Origin of the sequence: Maridesulfovibrio ferrireducens (assembly GCF_900101105.1) — a bacterium.
Taxonomy (GTDB): domain Bacteria; phylum Desulfobacterota; class Desulfovibrionia; order Desulfovibrionales; family Desulfovibrionaceae; genus Maridesulfovibrio; species Maridesulfovibrio ferrireducens.
The window spans coordinates 87,026-112,646 of record NZ_FNGA01000003.1 but is presented as its reverse complement, the minus strand read 5'-3'; the positions used below and the strand labels follow the sequence as shown (position 1 = coordinate 112,646).

Annotated in this window: 23 protein-coding genes; 8 read left to right on the top strand and 15 right to left on the bottom strand. The window is 42.4% G+C overall.

The features are described from left to right. Positions 1-6: 6 nt before the first annotated feature. From BLT41_RS09720 to BLT41_RS09695, 6 genes are all read right to left on the bottom strand, one after another. Positions 7-231 carry a hypothetical protein gene (locus tag BLT41_RS09720; RefSeq protein ID WP_092160638.1) on the bottom strand — a complete coding sequence of 75 codons (225 nt, stop codon included), beginning with the start codon at positions 229-231 and terminating at the stop codon, positions 7-9. Further along, a complete protein-coding gene (locus BLT41_RS09715; RefSeq protein ID WP_342025748.1) occupies positions 228-440 on the bottom strand; it encodes a hypothetical protein in 213 nt (70 codons plus the stop codon). The genes BLT41_RS09720 and BLT41_RS09715 overlap by 4 nt, the downstream gene beginning before the upstream one ends. Further along, positions 430-819, bottom strand: a complete 390-nt coding sequence (locus BLT41_RS09710; protein ID WP_092160637.1) for a holin family protein — start codon at positions 817-819, stop codon at positions 430-432. The genes BLT41_RS09715 and BLT41_RS09710 overlap by 11 nt, the downstream gene beginning before the upstream one ends. Further along, positions 816-1,025 carry a hypothetical protein gene (locus BLT41_RS09705; RefSeq protein ID WP_092161606.1) on the bottom strand — a complete coding sequence of 70 codons (210 nt, stop codon included), beginning with the start codon at positions 1,023-1,025 and terminating at the stop codon, positions 816-818. The genes BLT41_RS09710 and BLT41_RS09705 overlap by 4 nt, the downstream gene beginning before the upstream one ends. Before the next feature lie 183 nt (positions 1,026-1,208). Further along, positions 1,209-2,189, bottom strand: coding sequence for an MDR/zinc-dependent alcohol dehydrogenase-like family protein (locus BLT41_RS09700; protein WP_092160636.1), 981 nt, complete (start codon positions 2,187-2,189; stop codon positions 1,209-1,211). Positions 2,190-2,248: 59 nt separating this feature from the next. Next, entirely contained in the window at positions 2,249-3,001 is a 753-nt protein-coding gene (locus BLT41_RS09695; protein ID WP_092160634.1) for an N-acyl homoserine lactonase family protein, read from the bottom strand. Between the two features lie 426 nt (positions 3,002-3,427). On the opposite strand from BLT41_RS09695, the gene BLT41_RS09690 reads away from it, so the two are divergent. The 6 genes from BLT41_RS09690 to BLT41_RS09665 all read left to right on the top strand — a co-directional run bounded on the left by BLT41_RS09690 (position 3,428) and on the right by BLT41_RS09665 (position 11,178). Continuing rightward, entirely contained in the window at positions 3,428-4,204 is a 777-nt protein-coding gene (locus BLT41_RS09690) for a DUF169 domain-containing protein (RefSeq protein ID WP_092160633.1), read from the top strand. A 144-nt stretch (positions 4,205-4,348) separates the two neighbouring features. Then, complete coding sequence (locus tag BLT41_RS09685; protein ID WP_092160631.1) at positions 4,349-5,509, top strand: sulfite exporter TauE/SafE family protein; 1,161 nt, start codon at positions 4,349-4,351, stop codon at positions 5,507-5,509. Positions 5,510-5,607: 98 nt separating this feature from the next. Continuing rightward, the gene (locus BLT41_RS09680; protein WP_092160630.1) at positions 5,608-6,255 is read left to right on the top strand and encodes a hypothetical protein; all 648 of its coding nucleotides are present in this window, start codon (positions 5,608-5,610) and stop codon (positions 6,253-6,255) included. A 57-nt stretch (positions 6,256-6,312) separates the two neighbouring features. Beyond that, the gene (locus BLT41_RS09675) at positions 6,313-7,275 is read left to right on the top strand and encodes a phosphate/phosphite/phosphonate ABC transporter substrate-binding protein (RefSeq protein WP_092160629.1); all 963 of its coding nucleotides are present in this window, start codon (positions 6,313-6,315) and stop codon (positions 7,273-7,275) included. Continuing rightward, positions 7,272-9,206, top strand: a complete 1,935-nt coding sequence (locus BLT41_RS09670; RefSeq protein WP_092160627.1) for an ATP-binding protein — start codon at positions 7,272-7,274, stop codon at positions 9,204-9,206. The genes BLT41_RS09675 and BLT41_RS09670 overlap by 4 nt, the downstream gene beginning before the upstream one ends. A 19-nt stretch (positions 9,207-9,225) precedes the next feature. After that, entirely contained in the window at positions 9,226-11,178 is a 1,953-nt protein-coding gene (locus BLT41_RS09665) for a PEP/pyruvate-binding domain-containing protein (protein ID WP_092160623.1), read from the top strand. 17 nt (positions 11,179-11,195) lie between these two features. On the opposite strand, the gene BLT41_RS09660 is transcribed toward BLT41_RS09665, so the two are convergent. From BLT41_RS09660 to BLT41_RS09625, 8 genes are all read right to left on the bottom strand, one after another. After that, a complete protein-coding gene (locus tag BLT41_RS09660; RefSeq protein WP_092160621.1) occupies positions 11,196-11,939 on the bottom strand; it encodes a tetratricopeptide repeat protein in 744 nt (247 codons plus the stop codon). A 43-nt stretch (positions 11,940-11,982) separates the two neighbouring features. Continuing rightward, positions 11,983-13,587, bottom strand: coding sequence for a SpoIID/LytB domain-containing protein (locus tag BLT41_RS09655; protein ID WP_244512241.1), 1,605 nt, complete (start codon positions 13,585-13,587; stop codon positions 11,983-11,985). Between the two features lie 53 nt (positions 13,588-13,640). Continuing rightward, the gene (locus BLT41_RS09650) at positions 13,641-16,013 is read right to left on the bottom strand and encodes a hypothetical protein (RefSeq protein ID WP_211477660.1); all 2,373 of its coding nucleotides are present in this window, start codon (positions 16,011-16,013) and stop codon (positions 13,641-13,643) included. Between the two features lie 5 nt (positions 16,014-16,018). Further along, entirely contained in the window at positions 16,019-18,178 is a 2,160-nt protein-coding gene (locus tag BLT41_RS09645; RefSeq protein ID WP_092160619.1) for an AsmA family protein, read from the bottom strand. A 32-nt stretch (positions 18,179-18,210) separates the two neighbouring features. After that, a complete protein-coding gene (locus tag BLT41_RS09640; RefSeq protein WP_092160617.1) occupies positions 18,211-19,131 on the bottom strand; it encodes a hypothetical protein in 921 nt (306 codons plus the stop codon). A gap of 13 nt (positions 19,132-19,144) precedes the next feature. Further along, positions 19,145-20,347, bottom strand: coding sequence for an S-layer homology domain-containing protein (locus BLT41_RS09635; protein ID WP_092160615.1), 1,203 nt, complete (start codon positions 20,345-20,347; stop codon positions 19,145-19,147). A gap of 97 nt (positions 20,348-20,444) precedes the next feature. Beyond that, complete coding sequence (locus tag BLT41_RS09630; protein ID WP_092160613.1) at positions 20,445-21,554, bottom strand: hypothetical protein; 1,110 nt, start codon at positions 21,552-21,554, stop codon at positions 20,445-20,447. 31 nt (positions 21,555-21,585) lie between these two features. Next, positions 21,586-22,503: a hypothetical protein gene (locus BLT41_RS09625; protein WP_092160612.1), complete on the bottom strand. Its 918-nt coding sequence runs from the start codon at positions 22,501-22,503 to the stop codon at positions 21,586-21,588. Positions 22,504-22,965: 462 nt separating this feature from the next. Between BLT41_RS09625 and BLT41_RS09620 the strand changes: the two genes are divergently transcribed. After that, positions 22,966-23,442, top strand: a complete 477-nt coding sequence (locus BLT41_RS09620; RefSeq protein ID WP_092160610.1) for a hypothetical protein — start codon at positions 22,966-22,968, stop codon at positions 23,440-23,442. 79 nt (positions 23,443-23,521) lie between these two features. Here BLT41_RS09620 and BLT41_RS09615 read toward each other — a convergent pair whose 3' ends face one another. Then, positions 23,522-24,013 carry a YajQ family cyclic di-GMP-binding protein gene (locus BLT41_RS09615; RefSeq protein ID WP_092160608.1) on the bottom strand — a complete coding sequence of 164 codons (492 nt, stop codon included), beginning with the start codon at positions 24,011-24,013 and terminating at the stop codon, positions 23,522-23,524. Between the two features lie 319 nt (positions 24,014-24,332). Between BLT41_RS09615 and BLT41_RS09610 the strand changes: the two genes are divergently transcribed. Continuing rightward, positions 24,333-25,619, top strand: coding sequence for a multiheme c-type cytochrome (locus BLT41_RS09610; protein WP_092160607.1), 1,287 nt, complete (start codon positions 24,333-24,335; stop codon positions 25,617-25,619). Positions 25,620-25,621 lie beyond the last annotated feature (2 nt).

Here is a 25,621-nt window from a genome sequence, read left to right as displayed (position 1 = left end):
ATTAGCTTAATGAACACTTTTTTCACTCAGGGTTTCGTAAACGGTTGCCTCTGCTTTTTTCATGCACTCACTGCATAGCCGGGCTTCGCGAAAAACAATTTTCCCGCCATAACGTGTCTCCATTCTGAAATATTCCAGCCGGTCGACTCGTCCGCAACAATCACATCTGTTTCCTTCAAAAGAACCACCCAACCATGACGCCGTATCTGCCAATAATGCTGAAACAATCATTTAAAAGCCTCATAAACAGTCCGGGCTGTAACTCCGGCTACAATTGTTGCTGTGCCCCAAACTGTCCGTTCAAGGTTGCGAAACTTTTCCGCATGAGTATGACACCGTCTTGCCCCGTTAATTTCAGAGATGTCCTCCTGAATAGACTTGACCCGCTCATCAACGCGAATCAGAAGATCGTGCAATTCGCTTCTTTCATCAGCCACCATTTCCCCTCCATGTTTTGATAACTTTTTCAGTGCTTCTGCCTACAACATAACCACCAAGCCCAAGCTCCATCAGCGACCAGAGTTGCGGTGGAAGTTCCAGTCGCGGAGCTTCCGCCCAGAACAAAGCCATGTACGGATACAAAAGATAATTATTCGCCACGATGGCAATAATCGTCAGCATCAGAATCGGCCGCCATGAACGCTGCAACCAGTTCCCGGACATTTCCGCCAACATGACTTTCAACCGGGACTCAATTTCAACAAGCTCGCCCTTACTTTGAAGCTCCACCAATCTGAGTTTAGCTTTCTCCCTTTCACCTGCATCCGGCCAAAGCTTGTCGATAATAGTCGACCCCAGATCCAGAATTGAACCGATCATATGCGAGCCTCCGTGGTTTCAACGAAATCGGGATGCTCCCAGCCCTTCAGTTCAGGAACAGACTTATTCCTCTTGTAGTCCGACAGTGAAAAACCAAATTCAAGCCAGTCCGGATTACCTTCAACAAACTTTGCATAGCTTTTTAGAAGCCCTCTATTTTCAAGTGGATACAAAGCGACAAGTGTGTCAGTTGAACTTTCTTTCATTTCTTCCTCCCTTTTGAATAAAGAATATCGGGGAGGGCGGACATGAAACAGCCGACTCAGGTCCGGGGGGCGAATATTTTTGAAAAAAATTATTTCAGCAGACAAAAGAAAACCCCCTCAAATAAATTTGAGGGGGTATAAAATACATACTAAGCCCACTAGCGAGCCGCTTAATAAAACAGTCTACATTCTAACGAGCACCTTTTTTGATCCTTTCCTGCACGCATGCTCAAAAGCTGAAACAAATTCATCAAAATCATACTCAGCTTCGATGAGACCGGATACATCAATCAGCCCTTGCTCAAGAGTAGAAAGAGCAAGCCCGATATCTCCGCAGCGGGAACCTACAATCGAAATTTCATCAACAACAACTTTAGCAAGATTTAATGAAGTAGGTTTATGAGATGTTGTTTTTGCCACCACAGTCCCTTCCGGACGGACAAAATCAATAGCATAAGAAAGACCGTCTTCGCTTCCGGTAGCCTCAACAACCAGATCATATTTACCCAGCTTAGATGCCAACCCGGACAATTCATCCGCACTTTCAATACAATGGGTCGCAACTCCCTGCGCAGCGGCAATGGCAAGCTTATCTGCATGCTTTCCAATCAAAAGGACATTAGGATTATACAGCTTCAAAGCTAGTGCCGTCAGTATTCCCAGCTTTCCGTCGCCAAGAACCATCACCCGCATATTACCGGTTATATGGATCTGCTGGCTGACTTCAAGACCTGCGGCAAGCGGCTCGGCAAAAACCGCCGTGTCATCAGCGACATTATCCCCGACCACATAAAGATTCTCAGCCGGAACTTTAAGATACTCAGCAAATGCGCCGTCATGGTTCACTATTCCAATCACAGTTCGATTTGGTGCATGTCGCCGGTCTCCGGAATATGATCCACCCGAAAGATTAGCATCAAGAACATTAATATCAGCAACGACCCTTTTCCCGACAAGCTCAGGACAGTCCGGGCACTCTTCAACTATCGCCACAAATTCATGCCCCGGAGTACCTTCAAAACCGTAATAACCTTTATGAAGCTCAATATCAGTATTACATATCCCGGCAATGAGAACCTTCAAAAGAGCTTCACCTTTTGAGAGTTCTGGACGTTTTTTTTCAATTAATTCTATATTCTTATCTTTAAAGTATGCTGCGCGCACAGATTATTTCCTCGTCAAATAAATTACATTAATTAGAACCGTATGCTCCAAAGCTACAATCAAGTTCCTTCAACAGTATCAACTTTGGCAAACGACGGTTCATGAAGTGGAATAAGAATATCTGCCAACGATTTCACTTGAAGCATAATATCATATGCTTTGTAAGTGTTAACACAGGTTCCGGGAGGAATTACTTCCATCTCCATACCGGTAACTTCAAGCGGAGGATAAAAATTTTCCATAATCACACAAAAACCTGTGATTGCCGCCAAACCGCCTTCAGTATCGATAAGTACAGTAAGCCCGCCTTCAGTGTGAACAGGCGTATGCATTACCCTGATACCGGGAACTATTTCACAATCAGCGTCTACAATTTCAACCTGTCCATTTTCTTCAACATCTTCAATGTAATCTTCAAGATATCTAAAATCCAAAGGATGAGGATTATGGGCATGTTCAAGCTCTTTGCGATGTGCATAAATTTTAGCATTCACACATTTATAATCATTTTCGCAATGATCATTATGCAAATGAGTGTGAACGACTATATCTATATCTTCAGGTTTTAAACCGTATTTAGCTAACCCGTCCTCAAAGGTATAAATTTTACCTCCGAGATCACGTTCACGTTCTTCCGAAATGATAGGCTGCATTTCTCCGGTATCAACCAGAATTTTCTTATCTCCGCCTTCCAAATACCAACAATAAATAGGTATAATATATGGAGTTCCATAGCCCTGCTGGTATGTCATCATACCTTTATCAAATCTCTTTGTTCCCATTACGATGGGATGAATTCTATATTTACTCATTTTTCCTCCTACCCGGATGTCATCCGCCAATGACTGATTATTTATAATATGCTAACAATACGCTACAGCCCTCCGAAAGGTAAATGATCTAAATTAGACCTAATTCGAAAACAACGTGAAAATTAACACAACACGACCAGTTTATACTTTTTAAAAGACAAAAAGCAAGTTACATAAAAAACAATCTATTTAAAAATTGACATTAAGAGTCCGATTTTATTTAATAAAATAATACTTTGTTATTTATTTCACAATATAAACATATAATCACACCTTTCAAACACGGTTGCCATGTGAAAAAGTTATTTTTTTCTCTATTTCTTTTTTTCTTGAAAATTAAGACCCGGACTTATAATTAATCTTCAGTCATAGAAGTTATCGACCAATCCGGTCGGGTATAAATTAATAAACGGACGAGGAGGAACCATGACTTACAAAGAAATGCAAGAATTACTTATGAAGGAAATGAGACTTTACCATTACCCTGTTGCAATTAAATATTTCTACGATCAGGTTGAAGTCGATAACTTCAAAGAAAAAGCAGACTTTTACGTTCCAGTTAAAGCAATGACTTTTTGTCAGTGGGAAATTGCCGCCCGCATGAAAGGACAGATTGTCTATTCTGAAAAAGAAGGCCTTGGATGCGGAAACGCTCACTACAGCTTCGGCTGGAAAGGACTTGATGCTGCCGAAATCAAAGGACACGCTAAATATACCCGCAACCCTGAGCAGGCTGAAAAATTTATTAAAACCAAAACACAGCTTCCCGACGGCCTTATCGGAATCGCTGTAGCCCCTCTTGGTTCAATCGACGGCCTTTTTGAGCCTGATACCGTTCACTTCTATGTTGACAACATGCAGGCATACCACCTTGCAGTTGACTACATGGCTGCAACAGACACTCATCCTCTACGCCCGAATGTCACCATGAATTCATCTGCATGTGGTGGTAGCGTTTACACTTACGTTGAAAAAGAATTCAACATGTGCCCAGCTTGTTCCGGCAGCTATAACGCAGGTAAAACCGAACGCGGCGAAATCAACGTCATGATCCCCGGTGAAAAATTTAAAGCTGTTGTTGAAAGATTAGTTGAACGCATTGAAGAAAAAGGAAGCGGAGCCATCACACGTCCCGGCGATGGATTCCCCGGCGCTGACGTTTGCAAAAACTGTCCGCTGATCGTTTTCAAAAAAGAAAAATAAAAAGCATATCAGACCGGAGCGTAAACCTTGGGGGACGCTCCGGTTAAACAATATGAAGACGCTGGACTTTTCAAAATATTTTCGCTGCAACGAAAATATCAATGGAAAATCCGGCAAACCAACTTTCACTTAAGGAGATACATTATGTTTAAATCCCGCAAAAGCCTTATGATTATGGCTCTGGCGGCGCTGGCTGTGGTAGCTTTTTTTGAGCCAGCCTTCGCAGACAAACTTCAAGCCGCAATTGACGCCACCCCTAAAGGGACTGGCCCGGGCGAAATCAACTCTGAACTAGCAACCGGATTCCTGGGAATCAGCGGAGCTCCATCCCCCAGCCTTGTTATCGGTTTTGCATGGGCAATTTGGGTAGGTTGGATTTTCTCAACTGTCGGCGCATTCGGTGGAATCATGGCTGGTGTCGGTCACATCACCATTTACGGATTCGGTGATTTTGCTTCTACTTTCAAAAAAACATCACCTGTAATGAACAAACTCGTTACAGACTCCATCCGCGTATCCAACCAGTGGCTTGTAGGTACATCCGCAGCGATGTCATCTTACAACTACTTCAAAATGGGACGCCTTGTTCTACCTTTAGGACTCTCACTTGCCGCAGGTTCCATCGCAGGTTCTTACCTTGTTCCTTGGCTCACAGCCGGTAAAATTTCTCTTAAAGACTACATCGGATTCTTCGGTCTTTTCGTTCTTTTCCTTGGTTGTTACCTCTTTTATGAAACCTCTCCTAAAGGACAGGCAAATAAAAAACAGGCTAAAGAAGCTGCTAAAGCTTTTGAAGCATCAATCAAAAAAGAAAAAGAAGGTTGTGCAGTTGACACTGAGTGTCTTGGCGTTAAAGTTATCAGCTTTTCTATCACCAAGTGCATCTTCACTTTCTACGGAGTAGAATTCTCCTTTAATCCTCTGGTACCAGTTGTCGGTGGTTTTGTGATCGCATCACTTGCTTCCTTCCTCGGAGTTGGTGGCGGATTCTTGCTGGTTCCTTTCCTTACCAGTGTTGCCGGCCTTCCTATGTACCTTGTTGCAGGAACATCTGCTCTTGCCGTTCTGGTTGGTATGACTACTTCTATCTTCACTTACATGGTTGTTAAAGATACACCTGTGTTCTGGCCCCTGATCGGAGTTGAACTTCTCGGAATTCTCGTCGGTTCCTTTATTGGACCACGCACTTCCAAGTACATCCCTGACGTATGGCTCAAGAGACTGTTTATCGTTCTAGCTCTTTACGTTGGTATTCGTTACACAACCAAGGGCTTCCTCGGTTACAGCATCGTGCCTCCGTTCTAAAGCCGGTACTTTTATAAGATTATAAGCACCACTACCCATAAGCCGTCCCCTGTTCCCCCACTCTTTGCAGGGGACGGCTTCACAAACGGAGTCATTAAGTGATTGATACAAATACAATTTTCGCAATTTTCGATACTATACTGATTACCCCCTACCGTATTCCAGTCCCCTCAGTTGCGGCGTTCTGGTTCGGCACAGCGGTATTTGCATTATGGTGCACAGTCGCGGGCGAAATCAGTATGGCGCTGGTATATTTATGGAACAGAAAATATTATACCGATCTCAATCAAAAAATGACCCGCATGCACAACATTTCTGTTGAAGCCATCCGTCGTCATAATAAGAAAGTTTTTAAATCGGCTAATGACTGGGCTAATGAATATTTCGGAAAAGTATTTTTCTCACACGCAGCTCTTTTTGCAGTATCACTCTGGCCGGTAGCCTTCGCTCTCGGATGGTTGCAGGAAAGATTCGGTGGGATTTCGGTTCATACCATCCCATATTTTGATTTTGGATTGGGTTATCCTTTTGTTTTCATTCTATCTTATATAGTAGTACGATATTCTTTCTCGAAAATTAGAAAATTTATTCCGTTCCTTTGTAAAGTTGACGTACTAAGAGAAGAAGATGCTCTTAGCGCCGGAGAAATGACATCATGGACCGAACTTGCACCGGAATTTAAGAAAAAGACTTCGCCCAAAAAAGATTGCCAGATTTCACAATGCCCGGCTGAAAACAACTCTTAGATCTTTCCCTTACTCGGCATACCAAGGGAGAAGGTTTTTTCTCTTACAGGAAATAAAATGCTGAAACTAAAGTTTTTAATCCCCACAGTTCTGTTACTGCTTGGCATAGCACTATATCTTCGCGGACAGGGTCTGGATGAAAACATAGTTAAAGTCGATATGTCTGTGCGGGAAGAAATAAGAGTACCCGAACCTGAACCAGCCATAACATACGCCTATCTACCCCAATATTCTCATAAAGTTTCATACCAGAGACATAATAAACTAATCGAATACCTTTCCCAAGAAACCGGTCTTTCTATCCGTCAGGTTTTTCCTAACACGTTTGAGGAACACCGCCGCATGGTTGAAAAAGGCGATATTGATATCTCCTTTTCAAACCCCGTGACTTACATACGGATAGCAAACGGCGGAGCTGAGGCTTTCGCTCGTATAATAGAACCGTCAGGCAGCCCCACTTTCAGAGGACAAATCATTGCAAGACGGGACAATCGCTTTATCCACAAAACGAAAGATTGTATCGGCAAAAGCTGGATTGCTGTTGATCCTCTTTCTGCCGGAGGTTACCTTTTCGTTCTAGGTCTTTTCCTGGATAACGGAATAACCGCCGCAGATTTTAAAGAAATAGCCTTCGCTGCCGGACCGGGCGGAAAACAGGAAAAAGCAGTTCTTGCTGTATACGCAGGAAAATACGATTTCGCGTCAATCCGTGAAGGCACCCTTGATATCGTCAAAGACAAAGTAAATATTTCAAAAATTAAAGTTATAGCCGAAACAAAACCTTACCCAGGCTGGGTCTACGCAGCCCGCAAAGATCTTGATCCCAATATAAAAGAGCTTATCGCAAACGCCATGTTCAAACTTTCCATGAACGATCCCGAACAGGCAGAAATTCTCAAACAGGCGGGAATACGCGGAATTATCCCAGCGCAAGACGACGATTATAATTCCATCAGGACTCTGACAGAAGAACTTGGGCTTAATAATTATCATAAAAAAGAACGGAGGGTTAAAGAATGATCTTTCTCTCACGTCTGCGCTTTCGCACAAAAATAAATCTGGGATTAACCTTAATTGTCGTTTTTACAGCTCTGATTATTGCTCTTTTTGTTACCAGTATGGCATCTGAAGCGCTCGTCGATCAGACCCGCAAACGAGGCAAAGTTCTTTCCGGTAATCTAGCCCTCAGAGCCGAAGACCCACTGCTTTCAACAGATCTTCTGCAACTTGAATCAATGGTTAACGAAGTAAAAGAAGCTGATGACGAAATCATCTATGCTTTTATTCTGGATGATAGAGAAAGGGTTCTTGCCAGCACCTTCAGAGAAGGATTCCCCGTACAACTCCGAGAGGCAAATTCTTCGGGTAAACAAATTAATGCGATAATGATCGATACTGGTTCGCAGAAAATTTATGATTTTGCAGCACCTATCTTTATCAGTGAAAAAAACCTCGGAACAGTCCGCATAGGACTATCCCGAGCCGGAATTCAAAGCGTTGTCCAAAATTTAATCTTTGCTATTTCTGCTCTCACGGGTGCAGTTTTGCTTGTTGCAGTCTTAGCCTCCACACATTTCGCAAGGCGCATGACATTCAGATTAGGTACTCTTCAAAAACATGCCGTTGATATTGTCCGCACACACCTCGGCCCGGAAATAAGTAATGAATCTACCCACGAAAACAATCACAACTCTTCTAAAAGAAATTTAAAAGGTGATGAGATTCAAGAGTTAACCGAAACCTTTGATGCAATGGCAATGAACCTAGAAAGCCATATCGAAGACCTTGAGATAACCGAAACAAACCTGACCAGACAAAAGGAACTTCTCAAAACTATTATCAATGTCTCACCGGACTACATTTCTTTGATAGGCCCGGCTTATACCTATCTGGCAGTTAACAAGCCTCTTGCCAAACACATAGGCAAAACAGAAGAAGAGATTATAGGACTAAAAGACGAAGATCTTTTTTCTCAGCATGGAGCTCAAATAAGAACTGAAGAAATTAGGAAAGTTCTGAATACCGGAAAGATAATTAACAAAGAAACCCGCGAACAAGATGATAATTATTCCACGGTCCGCTGGTTCCATACAATTAGAGTTCCTGTATATTCTGAAAGCAGCAAAATTATCGGAGTTCTCTCGACGTCTCGCGAAATTACCGAACTTAAAAGCTATCAGGCACAGCTTATTCAGTCCCAAAAGATGGAATCTGTTGGTAAACTGGCTGGTGGTGTTGCCCATGAAATAAACACACCGCTCGGAATTATTCTTGGATACGCGCAACTTCTGCAAGACGACATCTCTCCAGACGATCAGATTTCTAAAGATCTTAAAATTATCGAAAAACAAGCTCGCGTCTGTCGTAAAATTGTTTCCGACTTGCTCGGTTTTTCCAGACAGACCGAAAGCGAAAAAACCGAAATGTGTTTTAACAACTCTATTCTTGAAGTTGTCCAACTCGTCAGTCACACATTTAAACTTGAGCATATTGAAATAAGCACAAAACTTGATGATCGCTTTCCAATCATTCACGGAGACCCTGAAAAACTTAAACAGGTTTGGCTGAATCTGCTTTCAAACGCAATGGAAGCTATTGATGATCAGGGCTCTATCCAGATTACAACAATTTTAGATATATCAACCATGACCATCACAGCTTTATTTGCTGACACGGGACATGGTGTAGAGCCTCAAAAAATAGGCTCAATTTTCGACCCATTCTATTCGACAAAACCTGTCGGCAAAGGAACAGGGCTTGGCCTTTCCGTCTCTTTCGGGATAATAAAAGATCACGGAGGGAGCATTGAGGCAATCAGTCCTCTTCCAAAGTCAATTCTTGCGGGAATAAATGCCCCGGATGATACAGGTCCTGGAACTCTTTTCAAAGTGGTCCTGCCTCTGGATGCAATATCAGCAGTAGAACAAGTCATGAACACAGGTTCAGTTTAATCAATAACGGTATATAATTATGAAATTTCGCCAACTTTTTAATCACTGGACATACGAAACCTTCCCTCCGGGCAGACTGCTCAGGAGAAGATATAATTCGTTTAAAATGCTGATGGATCTTGAAGAAGAATGTCTTTTCATAATCTCGCGTATTGAAGACATAGGATTCGGACTGAGCGAAGTAGACTGGGCAAATATCGAAAAACTTTCCATTGATCTTGGAAATAAAGTTCAGTTAATGCTTGAACAATTACAGTCAATGAATCCAGTACGCTTTATGGATCTGATGGATTATTATAACAAAATAAATTTTTACGTGCGCATGGCGGTAACCGTGCCCGACCCTGAAATTCCAGTTCCGTTTACCATCCCCCTCTCAGAATCAACAACCCATGCCACACATGCTGGAGCAAACGCCGTAAACCTTGCCCGCATAATAACAGAGACAGATATTCCGGTTCTGGATGGAATAGTTATAGGCTCGGGTGTTTACAATTACTTCATTGAAGCCAATGACTTAAGAATACATATTGATCATATTTTAGAGTCGGTAACCACCACAGAAACGGATCAATTACAAAGCACATCCGAGGCTCTAACCTCACTTTTTATGAAAGGTCAAATGCCGGACGTAATAACCAATGAACTTGAAATTGCTGCGCTTGAAACGTCAAAAGGCGGCTACTTACTTACTCTATCAGCCAGTGTTACCCCCGAAGATAAAACCTGCATACTTCCTGAAAACAGTATCAAAGTTCAAAATGTAAAACCGCAGGATATCGTCAGCGCTTGGAAAAAGGCCGTGCTCTGTAAATTTTCACCAGAATCCATAAACGCGCGCATTAAGCTTGGCTATTCAAATAGAGAAACTCCTGTAGCGGTAATTATTCAGCCAGAGATCAACACACAGGATTCCGGTTTAATCGAAACGATGCACAACGCAGAAATCTCGCTTCCTCCGGCAGATCAAGAAATCGGATGTTCCGTAATTTTAAGTGAGAAAGACTCCTCCCCGTTTATATTTTCAAGACGAGAAAAACAGCGCATGCTTTCGCATCCTGAACAACAATCTCTGTCACTCCACTCTGCCAAAACAATTGCTGCAAGTGGACACCAAATAGAAGAAATGCTCGGTGAACCTCAAAAATGTAAATGGATTACAGACCTTCGCAACCAAGTATTTATCACATCCACGGAACCTTATCCCAATAGTGGGAAAAGAGCTGTGGACCGCATGAAACGAACTTTACAATATATTGCCGACTTGAATATTTCTGCCAAAAACACGGAAATGTTTTTGCCTGAAAAAAGTAAATCAATGTATGACCTTGTTCGCTTTGCCAACGAAAAAGCCGTTTCGGAAATGTTTTCTCTGGTTAGTAAAGAAGGACTTGGATTAGACGGGGCAAAACATCTCACAGCGCGCCAGCCTATATCACTGACAGTGCTGAACCTAGAAGACGGCCTTTTCACCACGGCTGCGGGAAAAATGGAAATAACTCCCGATGACATAAAGTCATCTCCAATGTGGGCACTATGGTTCGGACTCGGTTCCAAAAGACCGGGCTGGTCTGCGGAAAACTCCGTTGACGGATATGCTATTCTCTCAAAAACATATCTAAATATTAAACTTAAATCAGAAAAAGATTTATCAGAAATAGATGCGGTCTGTGATCCTGAAATCGAAAAAAATCATATTCACTTTAGATTTAAAGGCGGAGAAGGAACCCCGGATGAACGCATAGCCAGAATCGAATTTATTAAAAACATTCTCGCTCCTCTTGGTTTCGAAATAACCAATCAGGGTGATTTAATAGAAGCGGTGCATAAAGCCGCAACCGAACCGGAGATACAAAAAAAACTGGCAACAATCGGACATATAGTCGCCCATATTGCGATAAGCAATCCTGTTGCACAAAATTCGCAGCAAGCAATAAAAGAAGCTGTGATATTCAGCGCAGGGCTAGGCTAAAAAACTGGAAGATAACGCTAACTGATCTTTGATTTCTTATGAATCTGAACAAGAAAATGAACCAGCTTCTCTTCAATCTCCAGATCATCAACATATTCGATAATTAATTCTTTGGACTCATCCAGACTGAATTTCTGCAAAAGCTCACGCAACCGTTTTCTCAATTCAGCTTTCTTTCTATTCACAATAAGGTCTTCTAAAATATCTGTGGCATAGTCATAATCTTTTTTATTCAGAGCCTTTAGAAAACTTGTACGCATAAAATGAGAATAAACTCTGCCGGAAATCCCCGAAAGTAACATACCCAGCCAGACACCTACAACAAGCGTGACGAGATCCGCGGCCCTTTCTTTGGCAATGCCCACCCATTCGGAAAGTTCTCTATCTTTAAGCAGATCCTGAGTTTTACGCATCTCCAGAATAAGCCGTTTTGCAACCAGATTATTGGTATTAATCTCAAGAGCGTGTCTGAACTGAGTTTCTGCGGCCTCAAGATCTCCCATTTTATAATACGCCCTGCCGAGCAAACTGAAGAGCCAGTCTGAACGCGGATATACCCGCAGACAAGCTTCCAGATTAGATATCGCTAGTTCATACTCCTCGCAATCCATATATTCCTGAGCGGCCCTTCCGCAGGATAACTCAGTAATAACATCTACATTCATATCCTGTGCAGCGGCACGGCTTTCAATAATACCAACAAGAATCGTCAGCGTAACAACAAAACAGATAATCCACACAATTCTTTCAACTTTAGTCATTTATAACCTTTGCATCCTTTCAATAGCTAAAATATCAATACACTTACCATAACTGCTTAAGGTCTGTGTCGGGATAATAAAAATCCAGAATAGTACTATACTTGTCTTTCTTGCCCATTTCGGCGGCTCCCCACTGGGAATACCCTACACCGTGTCCCCATCCATGACCTGTAAATACATAGTAGTCTTTCTTCTTTTCAATCTTTAAAAGGATGTCCGGCAATGACAAAACTCTGGAACTTCCCAAGGTAGTGCGTGTGCGAACATCTTTCTGACCACCTTTATACTTAATCCTGACTTTAATAATTCTTCCTGACGGCCCTTTTTCCAGAGCTTCAATAGACTGTATCCCCGGAACAGAAATACCTATCTTTTTAAGCTTAGCTTCAATATCGCCGGATCTAAACTTGCGGTTCCATGAAGCCATCTTTCCTTTAAGACTTGCCGGATCTTTCTGAGCAATAAGATATTTTTTACCGGCACCGAAAATAGCCTTAGAATCCGCGGTGAAACCGCCGCTGTTAGCAGTATATTGTGAAAGGATAGGCTTCTTTTTATATAGAACGACCTGACCGCGAGTGTCCTTAACAGCCTTATTTGTCCGCTTATCTTCACGATCCACACCGGCGTACATCTGATCATAAGTATCTGCATAGACATCATAAAAAAGATGGGTGCGATGAAGCTTCTGGTAATAAGCATAAGTTCTTGCCGCTACGGCTTGAGCTTTGAGAGTCTCTTCCGGCCAAGAGGCATAAGATTCTGCCGGGACCACAGACTTCAAATATTCTTCAATTGAAACAATATTTAAAATCAGCAATTTTCCACGTCGTATACTGACATCGACCACTCCGCGAACTTTTTTCGATTCTTTACCGTAAGCAACCTTAAGCGGCACTTTTGAAGTAAACTTAATTCGTGTAGCAGTAACTTTTCTACCGTTTAAAGCCAGTTTATTACCGGATATTCCAACCTTATATTCAGTACCGCACCCCAGTTCCCCAGCGCAAATCTCATCATTTTTTGTCCCGACCGACACAGTCATCGAATTAACCCTGCGGCTGAGACAAACTCTGAGGTCAGGTTCTTCGCCGACCGGAGCGGGTTTAACTTCAGGCTCAGGCTTAACAGGTTCCTTCATTGTAGAAATTATAGCTTCCGCCTGATACCTGAATCGTCCCACCGGGAATTTTTTTATGTACTCTTTGAATACGGAGCGAGACTGCTCGTATTTACTCATCTGATAATAAAGAAAGCCGAGCCGGTAAAGAGAGGTTTCGGCTTGCTCTGGATACTTTTTACCAACCTCTTTATATATTTCAGCCGCTTTTTCAGGATCATCTAGAAAAGTGGAAAGCACCATTGCTTTACCAAACATGGCATGCGCGCGGGTTTTAGCTAACGGAGAATAATCAATAGCCGTGTCATACTGCTCAAGAGCTTCAAAATATTTGCCTATATCAATAAGATAGCTGGCATAATTAATATGCCACTGCGCCTGAACCTGATCTTCCAAATCCGAAGGCGAATATTGCTGAGCAGTCATCGGAATACGGGACGCGGCTGATGCTGATTCAGACAATACCGGACCGCAAAAAAGAATTGCTGCAAGCAAAGATATAAATAAAACTGAATTATACTTTTTCATAATAATATCTCTTCTTCTAATACAGATTAAAAAGCGGATTGCTTCTGCCTGCATCATTTTTCCTCAGGTTTTTCAGCCCCTTTCTTACCACCAATATGATCCAGATAATCTTTCATATAAAGCAGGCTGCTGTCTGTCGGGCTGAGAGTCAAAGCCTTTTCAAGAACTTGTCTGGCCTGCCCGATTTCGCCTTTATTAAGTAATCGCCGCACATAAAGCTGATGCAACCGCACATCATACGGAAACTTTGAAAGCCCTTCGCTCAGAACTTCTGTCAGCCGGACATCGTCACCAAGGGCCAGCAGTGTATAAGAAAGATAGAGATAAATATCTCGATCATCTTTTATCTTTAAAGCCTGTTCGAGCTTCTGATAAGCATCACCGTATTGCTGATTATGAAAAGAGAGCACGCCCTCTGCTTTGAGCTTGCTGAATCTTTCTTCCAGTAATTTCGGAGTGATGGTTTCATCATCAATCAATACGATTTTGCGCCCGTGAGGATATGGCGCATCCAGTATAGACTTAACAAGCACATCCCCGTTCACTTTCATTTTATCAGATGAAGCCGTTCCGAAATAATTCTCTTCGACCACAAGCTTCGAACGTGAAAGTATATTGATATCATTATCAAAAATATTATTTTCTCGAATATTACTGTTGCCACCGTTAAATTCAAGTCCGGTGGTACAATTACTAATACTTGAACGAACAACTGAACCGTTACCGGAACTTAATATAATCCCGGTTTTCACACCTGATATACGCAATCCCGTAAAATCATACCTTCCCATCTTTGAAACTTTCACCGCGAACTCACCGCCGCCATTATCACTGCCACGGCCGCCGCTAAAACTTGAAGATCTGATTTCGGAATATCCTCCACCGTTTGTAACGGCTCTTGAAAAACCGGAAAAATCACAAAGCGAAAGGACAGCACTACCACCTGAAAGCACATTTATGCCTTCTGTATTTGCTGATTCAAATTTTACAGGAGAACGAATTTCACCGAGCGAATTAAGCTCACCCGCAACATCCATTCGTGATCCATCACTAAATTTAATTTTTGTACCGGGAAGTATGGTAAAACTGGCGCCCTGCGGCACAGAAACAGGAAATTTTATCAAATAATTCCCTTTAACCAAAATACCTCTCAGTTCCCCGAAAAGTTCACGCTCATCAAATTGCGGAACGACTACTTTTAATAAACCGTCAGACGCGGACAAATTATCGGCCCGATCCATAGTACGAACTCTGTAATAAACGGTCCCCCCTTGCAAAACTTCGCTATCGAGAAAAGAAACACCCTGCGTTCTGCCGACCACTTCAAATAAGCCGACCGGATCAATTCCCTTTTCAATCACAAAATCTTCAAGATCTACAGCCTTCGGAACTTCCCATGTAATTTCAACACCCTCTTTGCCTGCACGTCCTGTGACAAATTCAGGAACAGGAGGCAGCTGTCCATCAACAGTAACAAGCGACCCCGCTTCAACCCACAACCTTTCTATGCCATTCGATTTCCGCATCCTGATCAAAAGAGTTTCATCTACCCCTTTATCACCTTCATGAACCACATAAAAACCTTCATAAATGCCTTCGGATGTCTGAGACAGCGGAATCTTTTTCTTAAATTCACCGATATCAAAAGAACACTTTAGACCCGGTTCAGCATCAACCCGCACGGCAATTCTTTTGCCGACACCGAAAAGTTTATTATCCACGTTAGTATCAACAGAAACAACTTGCGGAAGCTTCGGTCCTTTAGGGCAATCAGGAAGCATCTGCGCCAGATTCCAAGCCCAGTCATAAATAACCATGCGCATCTGCCGTCTGGCAGGATCAGCGAAAACCTCTTCCAAAATCGTTCCGGCAAGCGAAAAAAGTCCCGTCGGGACAGACACTCTGCGTTTGGAAGCACTCTCGCTCCACTTGCCGACAAGTTTGTCAGCCGAATTAATTATTTCAACCTCTGCGTCCAACTGAAAAAGATCAAAAGCCACGGCTGTAATCATATCCGCGCTTGAAATATTTATTATTACAATGCCGTCAGCGTTCAGAAGTTTACACAGCGTCTCACTGCTCATGGTTTTCCAGTCGCTATCTTTGCCGAGACCGGAAAGACCATTATCAACAACGCTTTTCTGTAAAGGTAAATAACCTTTACCTGCCAACTGATTATAAATTGCACTTCGGGCAATATCAGCCACAAAGGTTCTATCATCATCTACAATCAATATAGATTTATGGACTGTAGAATTTTCAGAATGCGTCATATACTGCGCAGGCAGAATTGCAATTCTATACGGAATTGCGTCCTCTTCAGTGTATTGAACGGACTGAGGCTTAGTTTTTGTTGGAATACATCCGGCCATCATCATTACAACGAGAACCGGAACCAAAATAAAAATAATCTTTTTTATACTCATATCTTCTATGACTTAAGCCTTCTGTCGATATTAACAGTATTAACAGTTCCAAGCAGTGAACGAACTTTTCCGTCTAACTTCAAACGGTTATCATTCAAAAAATAAGTTCCGTCACCCCAAGCCTGCAACAGATTGCCCTCAAGTGAAAAAGAATCAATAACGACTTTCTTTCCTGAAATTGCAGCCCGAACGCGCGCGGAATTGAAGTTCAACCCTTCACCCGCTTCCGATTTTTTGGAAACAGCATCAAGTATATCAATAAAAAAACCTAATCGCGGATCAATATTTGCTAAATTTAAAATTTGGAGACCATCAACCAAAATTGTTCCGTCTCCCTGCGCAGATTCGGCTAATTCTTTTGGCCTCTTTCCTTGCACGAAAACATTTGCGTTAAGGTACACTTTTCCACGAAGCGAGACAGAAAGGTCCTCGGCAAAGCAGGCTATAAGACTCGGAAGACTGTCGCCTCTACCCTTAACACTGCACTGCGCGGCCAACTCTTCTTTTGAAAAAACCGCATCAGCATTAAGATTGAGATGAAAAAGTTTACCACTCGCTTTTAAAACAGCTCTAGTTGCTCCGCTTTGCAAATAAACAGCAACATCACTAAAGGGCCAGTCATTATAATAGAATCTGCGGATTGATGCTTTTCCGTTCAGCGTGCCACCTAACAGAACGCTGAAATCAAAGTTTTTATCAACAGGGTCAGTATCGTTTTGTTCAGGACTGCGAATGCTTAAAGAATATAAAACAGCCTCAAGACCGGCTCGTTTATCGTAAGGAGAATTGAAATATCCGGAAGCTGAAATTTTTGTTCCTTTATTTACCAGCTGAGTGTCAAACAGCGTTTTTAAAGGACTTTTTTTTTCAGCATCACCTGTAATCATGTAGTCAAAAAGAGAGAAATCACGGGCCTCGGCTTTAAACCGGACTTGCCGCATTTCGAACGGAAAAGAAAATGAAGCTTGCAGATTACAATCACCACCGGCAACTGAGGCCACATTAAATGTCCGCACAGAAACAATAGGCTTTCCATCCTTAATCTCGATATCAGCATCAATGTCGGAAATATTAAGTTCCTGCTTCTTTCCTTCACTGGATTCCAGAATTAACGCCAAATCTTTAGCAGAAACAGTCATCTTACCGGAAAGACCTGCTGAACGGGAAGTGTTTACAGATGAAGCCGGAGACGAAAGCGAAACGGATTTTAAAATCAATTGCCCTTTAGGCTTTATTGATTTGAGCTTTGCAGAATCACACAGAGCCTGAGTTGCATTACGTCCCCGTTCACTTTTTTGAGCCATAGAATATAATTCTCCGGCATCAATATGAATTTCTTCAATTGAAATTTGATATGAACCACCCTGTCCGATATTTACTGAAAGATTTTTCCCGTTGCTCTGATCAAGAACCAACTCGCCAGCCTGAAACGACATGGTGCCCATTGCACTGTCCACGTTGAAATCAAGATTACGTGTTTCAAACTTTCCGGCATCGGCAAGCTCAGGAATGGTACTGTTGCCAAGATATCCGAATCCTGTGAGGAATCCTAAAAAAGCCGCAGGATCAATTGAACATTCTGTTGCCTGTAGCCCCAGCTTCAAAGGCGATGCGGACAGCATATCCATCTTGCCGGAAAACTTAAATCCGAGTTCAGCGATAGAAGCGCTTCTTACATTAAAAGAGAAACCGCCGGTTTCCTTCTCCATACTGGCTGAAACGGTAAGAGGGGTACCTTGATATCCATTGGTCAAAAGCAACTTACCGGAAACAACATCCAACCGGGCTGGAAAAAATTCCGGCATTTCAAATCCGGTAGAATCAGAACCGCTGCGATGAGCGGCCGTCTGAATGTCAGGATCTTGCAAAATAACATGACGAAGCTTGATATTACCAACTAACAAACTTGGAATATCCGGGTAAATCTCAAGCATGGGTATACGGACTGAATCCGTCCCATTGTTAATTTCCAGATTATGAACCAGAAGATAAGGCAAAGGGCTGTAATGGATTTCAATATCCTCCATTACAACCCCCATTTCGGTCATTTCTGAAAGCAAATTCTGCGCAGCGTCAACGAAATAGACTCTGACAAGCACGATGGAACCAGCTAAAATAATAGCCGCAACCAATCCGGCAATAAGTAATCCTTTTTTCCGTAACACGGCATCACCGCCTTCAATAAGGTTCGCAAATTCTATTTAAGAACAAAAACCACGCGAGCCTGTGCAAGTATATTGTACTTCTGGTCATAAGCGAAAACCGCTGTGGCATCATCAGAACTGACAACGGCGTCAGTAACATTTTGAACAGTCTTGCCATTAAGAATCAGCGGAGACTTACTTCCCCATGATTCAAGCAAAGCCTTGGCTTTCTGCAAATCAGTAGTATATCCGCCGCAACCTCTCTCGATAAGCACCTGATTCAAAACCTTGGAAGGATCGAAAAGCACTTCATTTTTTTCAGTAAGAATGCGGTTAACCAAAGCTGGTTTGAAATCGAAATTGCGGACATCCACAATTATTCCGTCAACAGGTACGACAATAGCAGTCTGAATCTCTGCGGCAACAGGAGGAGTGGTCTGCATAGCAGGAACGTCAACCTTTTCAGCCGGAGCAGGAGTCGGAACCGGAAGAACCGCAGGAATATTAGTCGGAGCAAACGTCGGCATTTCGCGAAGTTTCAACTCTTTCGGACTTTTAAGAATAATATCTTGAAAAGAACTGTAAACGGAATCATTTCCGTGCAGATTCAATCTAAGACAAACACGGGCATAGCCTTCAGTACGATCAAAAGCTTCACCGCAAGGAGTCGCGCCGCGAAGTGTTCCCTGAACTTTAGTTTTGATAGTTTCGCTGGAAAGCATTCCGTCACGAACAGTCGTTTTACCGCTGAGTGTCAGCCCCTGAAAAATTTCAAGCAACCTTTTCTGGGCTACAACTTCAGCGGCGCGTTTAGCTCTATAGCGGCTCTGTCCGGCTTCGGATTCACCGATAACCTGAATATACCCTTTCTCAAAAATCTGATCAGGATTCACTACTTCCACAATTTTATCTTGTGCAAAAGCGGAGCTTGCGACCATGCAAATCGCTATCAAGGCAAGTACTGTTTTTTTCATAATGTCCTCCACTCTAATAAATATTCATAACGTTGCGAAGACGCATCAGGGAGAGAATGAGATCTGCCCCATCCATATTAGCATCCGGACGGAATTCACCGGAAAGCTCAGTCTCCATCAAATTTCTGTTAACCACGGTGACGATCGCATTGTACCAGGCACCAGTGGGAGAAACGTCAGGATAAAGAGACTTGCTCTGCCCTAAATGCTGTGAAGACATAGATTCATCACCAGTCAATTTGATCAAAACATCTTCCAATACAAATGCCAACTCCTTACGAGTCATAGCCTTGTTTGGATAGAATAAAAATGCCTGACTTTTCTGATCATATGCAGGTTCAAGCCCTCTGACCTTCCACTTGAGAACAGTCATAATTTCAGGCTCAAACATATGATTCACAACGTCAGCAGGCACAAATTCAGCCTTCATTCCGTTAGCCAGTACAGGAATACGCCCTGCGAAAAGTCTGTCCAGATGAAGTTCATCCACTAAAAGAGCAGCAACATCAGCCCTGTCCACAGTTTCCTTTACGGCGATCTTCTTTGCCACATCGGTCAAAGTGTAATTGCGCATAGCAAGAACAATTTTCTGTACGCGACGTGAAAGTTCACGGGCTTTTTCATGCCACTTACCGGGAGCCGCAGCCAGAACAACTCCGAGAGCATCTTCGGACTTACGGAATTCTCCGCCTTTGAAGAATGCTACGCCCATAAAATAATCAACAGCTTCCGTGTTTCTATAATAAATGAGATTATCTTCCTGAACATCTTCCGCCATAGCTTTAGCATCATGATGAAGATCTTCCGCTCTGCTCAGCCAGCCTCTGCTTGCAAGGTGAGTGTAAACTCTGATCCCTGTTACATAGACTCTGAATTTAGTATCTTTATCCCCTGCTTCCGAAACAGCTTTATCTAATTGATCGATAGCCCTTTCTGAATCAGCAGATTTATATCCGTCGTCACTTTCAGCCTCGGCGCGCATAGCATAAACAAGCGCTTTACCGGCAATAGCAGGTGCATATTCATCATCCAGAACAACAGCTCTTTCAAATCTGGCAAAAGCTTTATCAGGCTGTCCCTGATCAATAAGTTCCATGCCCATTAAATAATGATGGGCCGGATTGTCTTCTATATGCTGCGGAGTCACTTTTTTTCCGCATCCCGCAAGGGAGAGAATTAAAAGCAGGCTCGCCAAAAATATCGCATATCTTCTCATCTTGGTGTTCCTCCTTGCTGTCTGACTAATTCAGCAACAATCATGGTTTACCTGTAAGATACATCAAACACTTAAACAAACGAGGGAAGAATTATGATTAGAAACCTTCAGGGTTCACCCAAAGGAATTTAAGATTTCTTCCATCTCTTTTACTTTTAAACTTTTCGACACCGACATCTCTCAACGTTCTCTCCAACCTGTTCATCAAGGTGTCAGAGGGAAGTGTCGACCAGTAAACCATTTCCATATTTTTAGTACTCTGGCGCTTTACATGCTTACGGACAAAACCGGGCATATCTTCCACGGCTGTTCCTATAACTGAAACATCCGGAAACCCGATAAAAGTCACTGCGTAACGGAAACCTTCACCGCGATCCAGCTCTGTTTCCATATACTCAAGCATTTTTTTAGCAATGGAAACTGATGCCCAGTAGACTTCCGGACGTGCAGCATCCACGGCATTTTCGTAACGCACAGCAGGTTTGCCGGACAAATCAACTTCTGTCGTTATAGTTTTGCGTACTTCACCGATCTTAAGTTGATCGGAAATACGAACACATGACATCAGCATGGTTGGTTTTTTATTCGGCGGCAAATCAAGGTCAACAGTAACAACATAGTCTGCCTTAAGCAGATTATTATACTTGAGAGCCTTTTTAAGACTCATGGAACCCTCAATACTGCTGAACTTTGCACGGGCAACAGGCCAGTCTATTACCTCAAACTGAAACTTCTGGCCGAAAACCTGTGCAACGGAATGAATAAGCTTTTTCATTGATTCAGCAGGAACGGAATTAAACCCGCTACCCGATCCGAAAATAAGCAACCGGGGATGACCGGACATTTTTTGGAGAATACTGATAGTTCGATAATCATCAAAAAGTAATTCCCGGTTAACATCTGCATCAATAGTAATAGTGTAACCATCTTGTGCGGTGGCGCCTTCGCTGATAACTGCAAACGAAGTCACATAACCTCTGGAATGACTAACTATCTCGTCACGGACCAGAACACCGGACTCAACAAGTGTATCCGACGCAATGGCTGTTCCGATCTCCATCTCAACCGCGGTCCGAAGTGCTGAGTTGAGCGCCTGATGACGATCAATACCTTCTCCGGTTGCCTGCACTGCCATAGCAGCAGATGCTGTAAGCAAAACCACAAGGGTCAGCGCTATCATTTGTGAGCATAATTTCAAGAAGGACATAAACAGACCTCTTTAAGACTTTAAAGCCGGATTACCAGCCGTCGTTACTCTTCTTTGTGCGCTGTCTGACGCTGTGCTGCTTAACAATCTTCAGTTCATTTCCTGAGATGTATACGCGGCCCTTCATGTTCATCTTCTGAAGCATACGAACCATATTGCGCTTCAGATGTGCGGAATCAATTGAAGATTTATACCAATATTCATGGTGAGAGGAAGTATTCAGAGCATTACTCTTAGGTCTGTGACTGTCATACCCTGTGTAGATGGTAATATAATCTTCGACATCAAGCATATCGGTATCAGTGAAACCGTCAAAAATAAGAGTCCATTCTACAAGACGTCCGGCAGAGCTTACGCCGCCAGATGATCCGCTGTCAGAAGAACCACCTTCCGGATGATACTGCTCAAGTCTGTCACCAAGGACTGCGCCCACATCAGCACCGATAATTTTCGAAAGTTTCCCGACAGCTTCAAGCACATCGTTTCTGCTGTAAGGTCTAGGTACCAGCTGGTACTGTTGCGGCTCGGATTCAAAGTTACCCATTCTTGCGCCATCCCAAACGGAGAGTAAGCGCCCTTCAACGCGGGCTGTAACCCTGACACTGTTAGCATTGGATTTTACGTTGGGATAAATACTGAAAATTACAAGAACATCAATTCCTGCATCTTTCGCTATCTGGATCAGCTCAGCATCATTACGTCTGATACGTCCCTGCACATGAGTCTGATGAGTCAGAGCAGTTTCGTCACGGACATCAAAACCGCGATTTACCAATTCATTGGAAATAGAATTCAAAACCCGTTTAAAAACACGGGAATCACGAGGGATAGTGTCATTATCAATATCCTCACCTACAATCATGACTCTAGGCAAGTCAGTTGCCAATGCCAGTGACGGCACAACAAAAAAACTGATCATTGCGATAAGAAGTAGGATTGTTTTCTTCATTTCATTCTCCTAAATTTATTTTTCTATAAAACGGCCTGACCAGCACATCAACCAAGATCACCAGCTCCGCCAAAACAACCTATTTTACAACCGGATCACATTCTCACCAAACAAACCGATCAAGGCCCAATCTTACATTAAACGGCACAGTCTAAGCAACCAAATCATATAAAAAGACATGTTCATTATAACAAAAAAAAATAATAAGTTACCTTTTATATTTCAAATTTAATCAGAAACACATCTCCATACATAAAAATATCTGAAATTAATAGCTGTTAGAACCACTTAAACAACTCAAACATGAATGTTCTGATTGAAAATTACAACTTTATATGGTTATTAAAGTTTTCCGAAACATTTTATATTTTGAATAATGATCGATCATATGGAAAAAAGCGAGGGTAAACAAATTACAATTTATCCCACGCATTATGAAAATATTTCAAAAGGCTGCCATTAATGAAAAATAAAAAGCAAAACACAGCGACTGAAACATGGGAAATTATGCAATGTGCAAAAGAATCTTTAGGGGCAACCAGTCTGCAAAAAATATTTTCCAGAGGACAAACCCAGATAAACCGCTATTGCTCAACTCCAATTAATGAAGATCACCAACGAAATCCGTTTGATCGGTTGCACTTGCTTTTTACTTTGCTTGATGAAGCCGGCGAAAGAGAACTGGTTATAGCTGCTCTTAACCACCTAAGTAGATCAGTAGGCTGTAGAACACAGGATACCACTGAGTTTACACCGGATAAAGTAACTGTTGCCGAAGAATGTTTAGACGATTATCCTGAAAAAGTTGAACTGGACAGACTCATTAACATCAACGCATCTCCGGAAATAGTCCGACGGCAAGGTGAACAAACCTGCCGGGAAATAATGGAAACCGTCACCAGCTATGAAATGCACAATGCAGAGCAAAACAAAAAATAAGAACAAATAAAAAACCGCCTGAAAAATGCTCATAAAAGCATCTCTCAGGCGGTTTTATTAATTTATTATCTTAAAAAAACTAGCTTTTCATATTTACAAACTGAAAAGGCATATCCAGATCACATTCTCTGACAAGACTCATAACTGCCTGAAGATCATCTATCTTCTTTCCGGTTACCCGGACCTGTTCATCCTGAATGGCAGCCTGAACTTTTATCTTACTGGCTTTAATCATCTTTACGATCTTTTTAGCAGTATCTTTATCAATTCCCTCTTTGAGCTTAATAACCTGTTTGAGCTGCCCTTTCGAGGTAGGCTCAACTTCACCGTACTCAATTACTCTGGAATCGACTTTACGTCTTGTGAAATGAGTGATCAGCATGTCCCTGACAGCTTTAACTTTCATATCATCGCCGGTTAACAGATTGATCACTTTATCTTTTTTATTAAAAGAAAGTTCTGTTGAAACCCCGCGAAAATCATATCGAGTATCAATTTCTTTAATCACATTATTTACGGCATTATCTACTTCCTGCAAATCAACTTCACTGACAACATCAAGAGACGGCATAAGATATATCCTCCATATCATTAAAAGACTATTTCATATTAATAGATTGAGTACTGCCCTGTTATTTACCAATCCAATTAAGAGAGTCAAGTGGATTAAAAACAGAATTCATACCGCTCCGAACAATATCAAATAATACTGCTTACAACAACAAGCTGTCTACCTCTGTCAAATCTCCCTGAGTTAACAGACCTTTTCATGAAAACCTGCCCCACCCCGCGCTCACATATTTTAAATCAGAAAAAAAACCCAAACTACAAAAGGTATGTATAGAGATTATAAGGTGTGATTATTATGAACCGTAACAGGAGCAGGGCAAATGAAGAGACTCTATAAACTGTTAATTGTAGTTGTGACATTAATGACCTTTGGGGGATGTACAACAAATGAGCCTGTGGTCGATGTAGCCAAAATAACATCAGAACCCAAAACCTTCGTTGGATCAGAAACCTGTAAAACCTGTCATCTTGAGCATTATGACTCATGGAAAGCAACCAATCACAGCCGCATGGCTCAAAATGCTAAGAGCAATGTAGATGCCTTTATCGTTGATATTAATGATAAAGTCATTAAGGCCGATTTCCAGAAACTCGCTGATGCGGGTAAATTAAAAGCTCCTGTAGATCAGATTTATTTCCCTACAAAAAACGATATTTTATACACCCTCGGCAACGAGTGGAAACAACGCTATATTGTTAAGAAAGATGGCATTTTATACATTTCCCCCATCCAGTTTAATACCGAAACAGGTCGCTGGGTAAACTACCATGAAGCAGATTGGGACAAACGCCCATGGTTGCTCAAATGCGGTGGATGCCACACAACCGGAACAAAGCTGGATATGGACGATATGTCCAAAAGCACCTTCACAGAACCGGGCGTAGGTTGTGAATCCTGTCATGGAGCCGGTTCATGGCATGTGGCTTTGCCAAAAACCGCAGTATTTGAAAAGCGTGACACCATCGTGAACCCTGCAAAGCTGCCTCGCGGAGTAGCCGTACAAATTTGCGGAAGCTGTCATAACAGAGGATCATCCACTATGGCGAAGGGAGCTGGCTGGCCCGTAGGCTACACCCCCGGCAAAGCCCTCGAAACATATTATACCTCAACCTCATTCGCAGCAGGTGACAAAAAACATATGTACCCTAATGAGTTCTCTAAAGGACATCACCAACAGTACATTGACTGGCTGAAATCTGAACATCGCAGAGAAGGCGTAACCTGCACATCATGTCATTTTGTTCATCAACTAGGAATGCCTTCGACCCGTTTCCAGACCAAGGGTCAGGGATCTTCATCCTGTCTTACCTGTCATAAACCGGCAAACCAAAACATGGCACATTCGATTCATTCATTCGCAAACTGCATCGGCTGTCATATGCCGAGAATTGCCAAGAGTGCTGAATCAAGAGACATTCATAGCCATGTTTTCAAGACATTATTACCATCCGGCACTCTTGAAAATCCGGCAATTCCGAACTCATGTCAGAATTGCCATCGCCACAAGGATGAAAATCTTGCCGAGTTGCAAAAACGTTTCAAGATTCTGTCTTCAGTGCCTAAGCCTCAAGGCAAAGTCGTGGAGCCCATGAACGCCTACAAATAGGG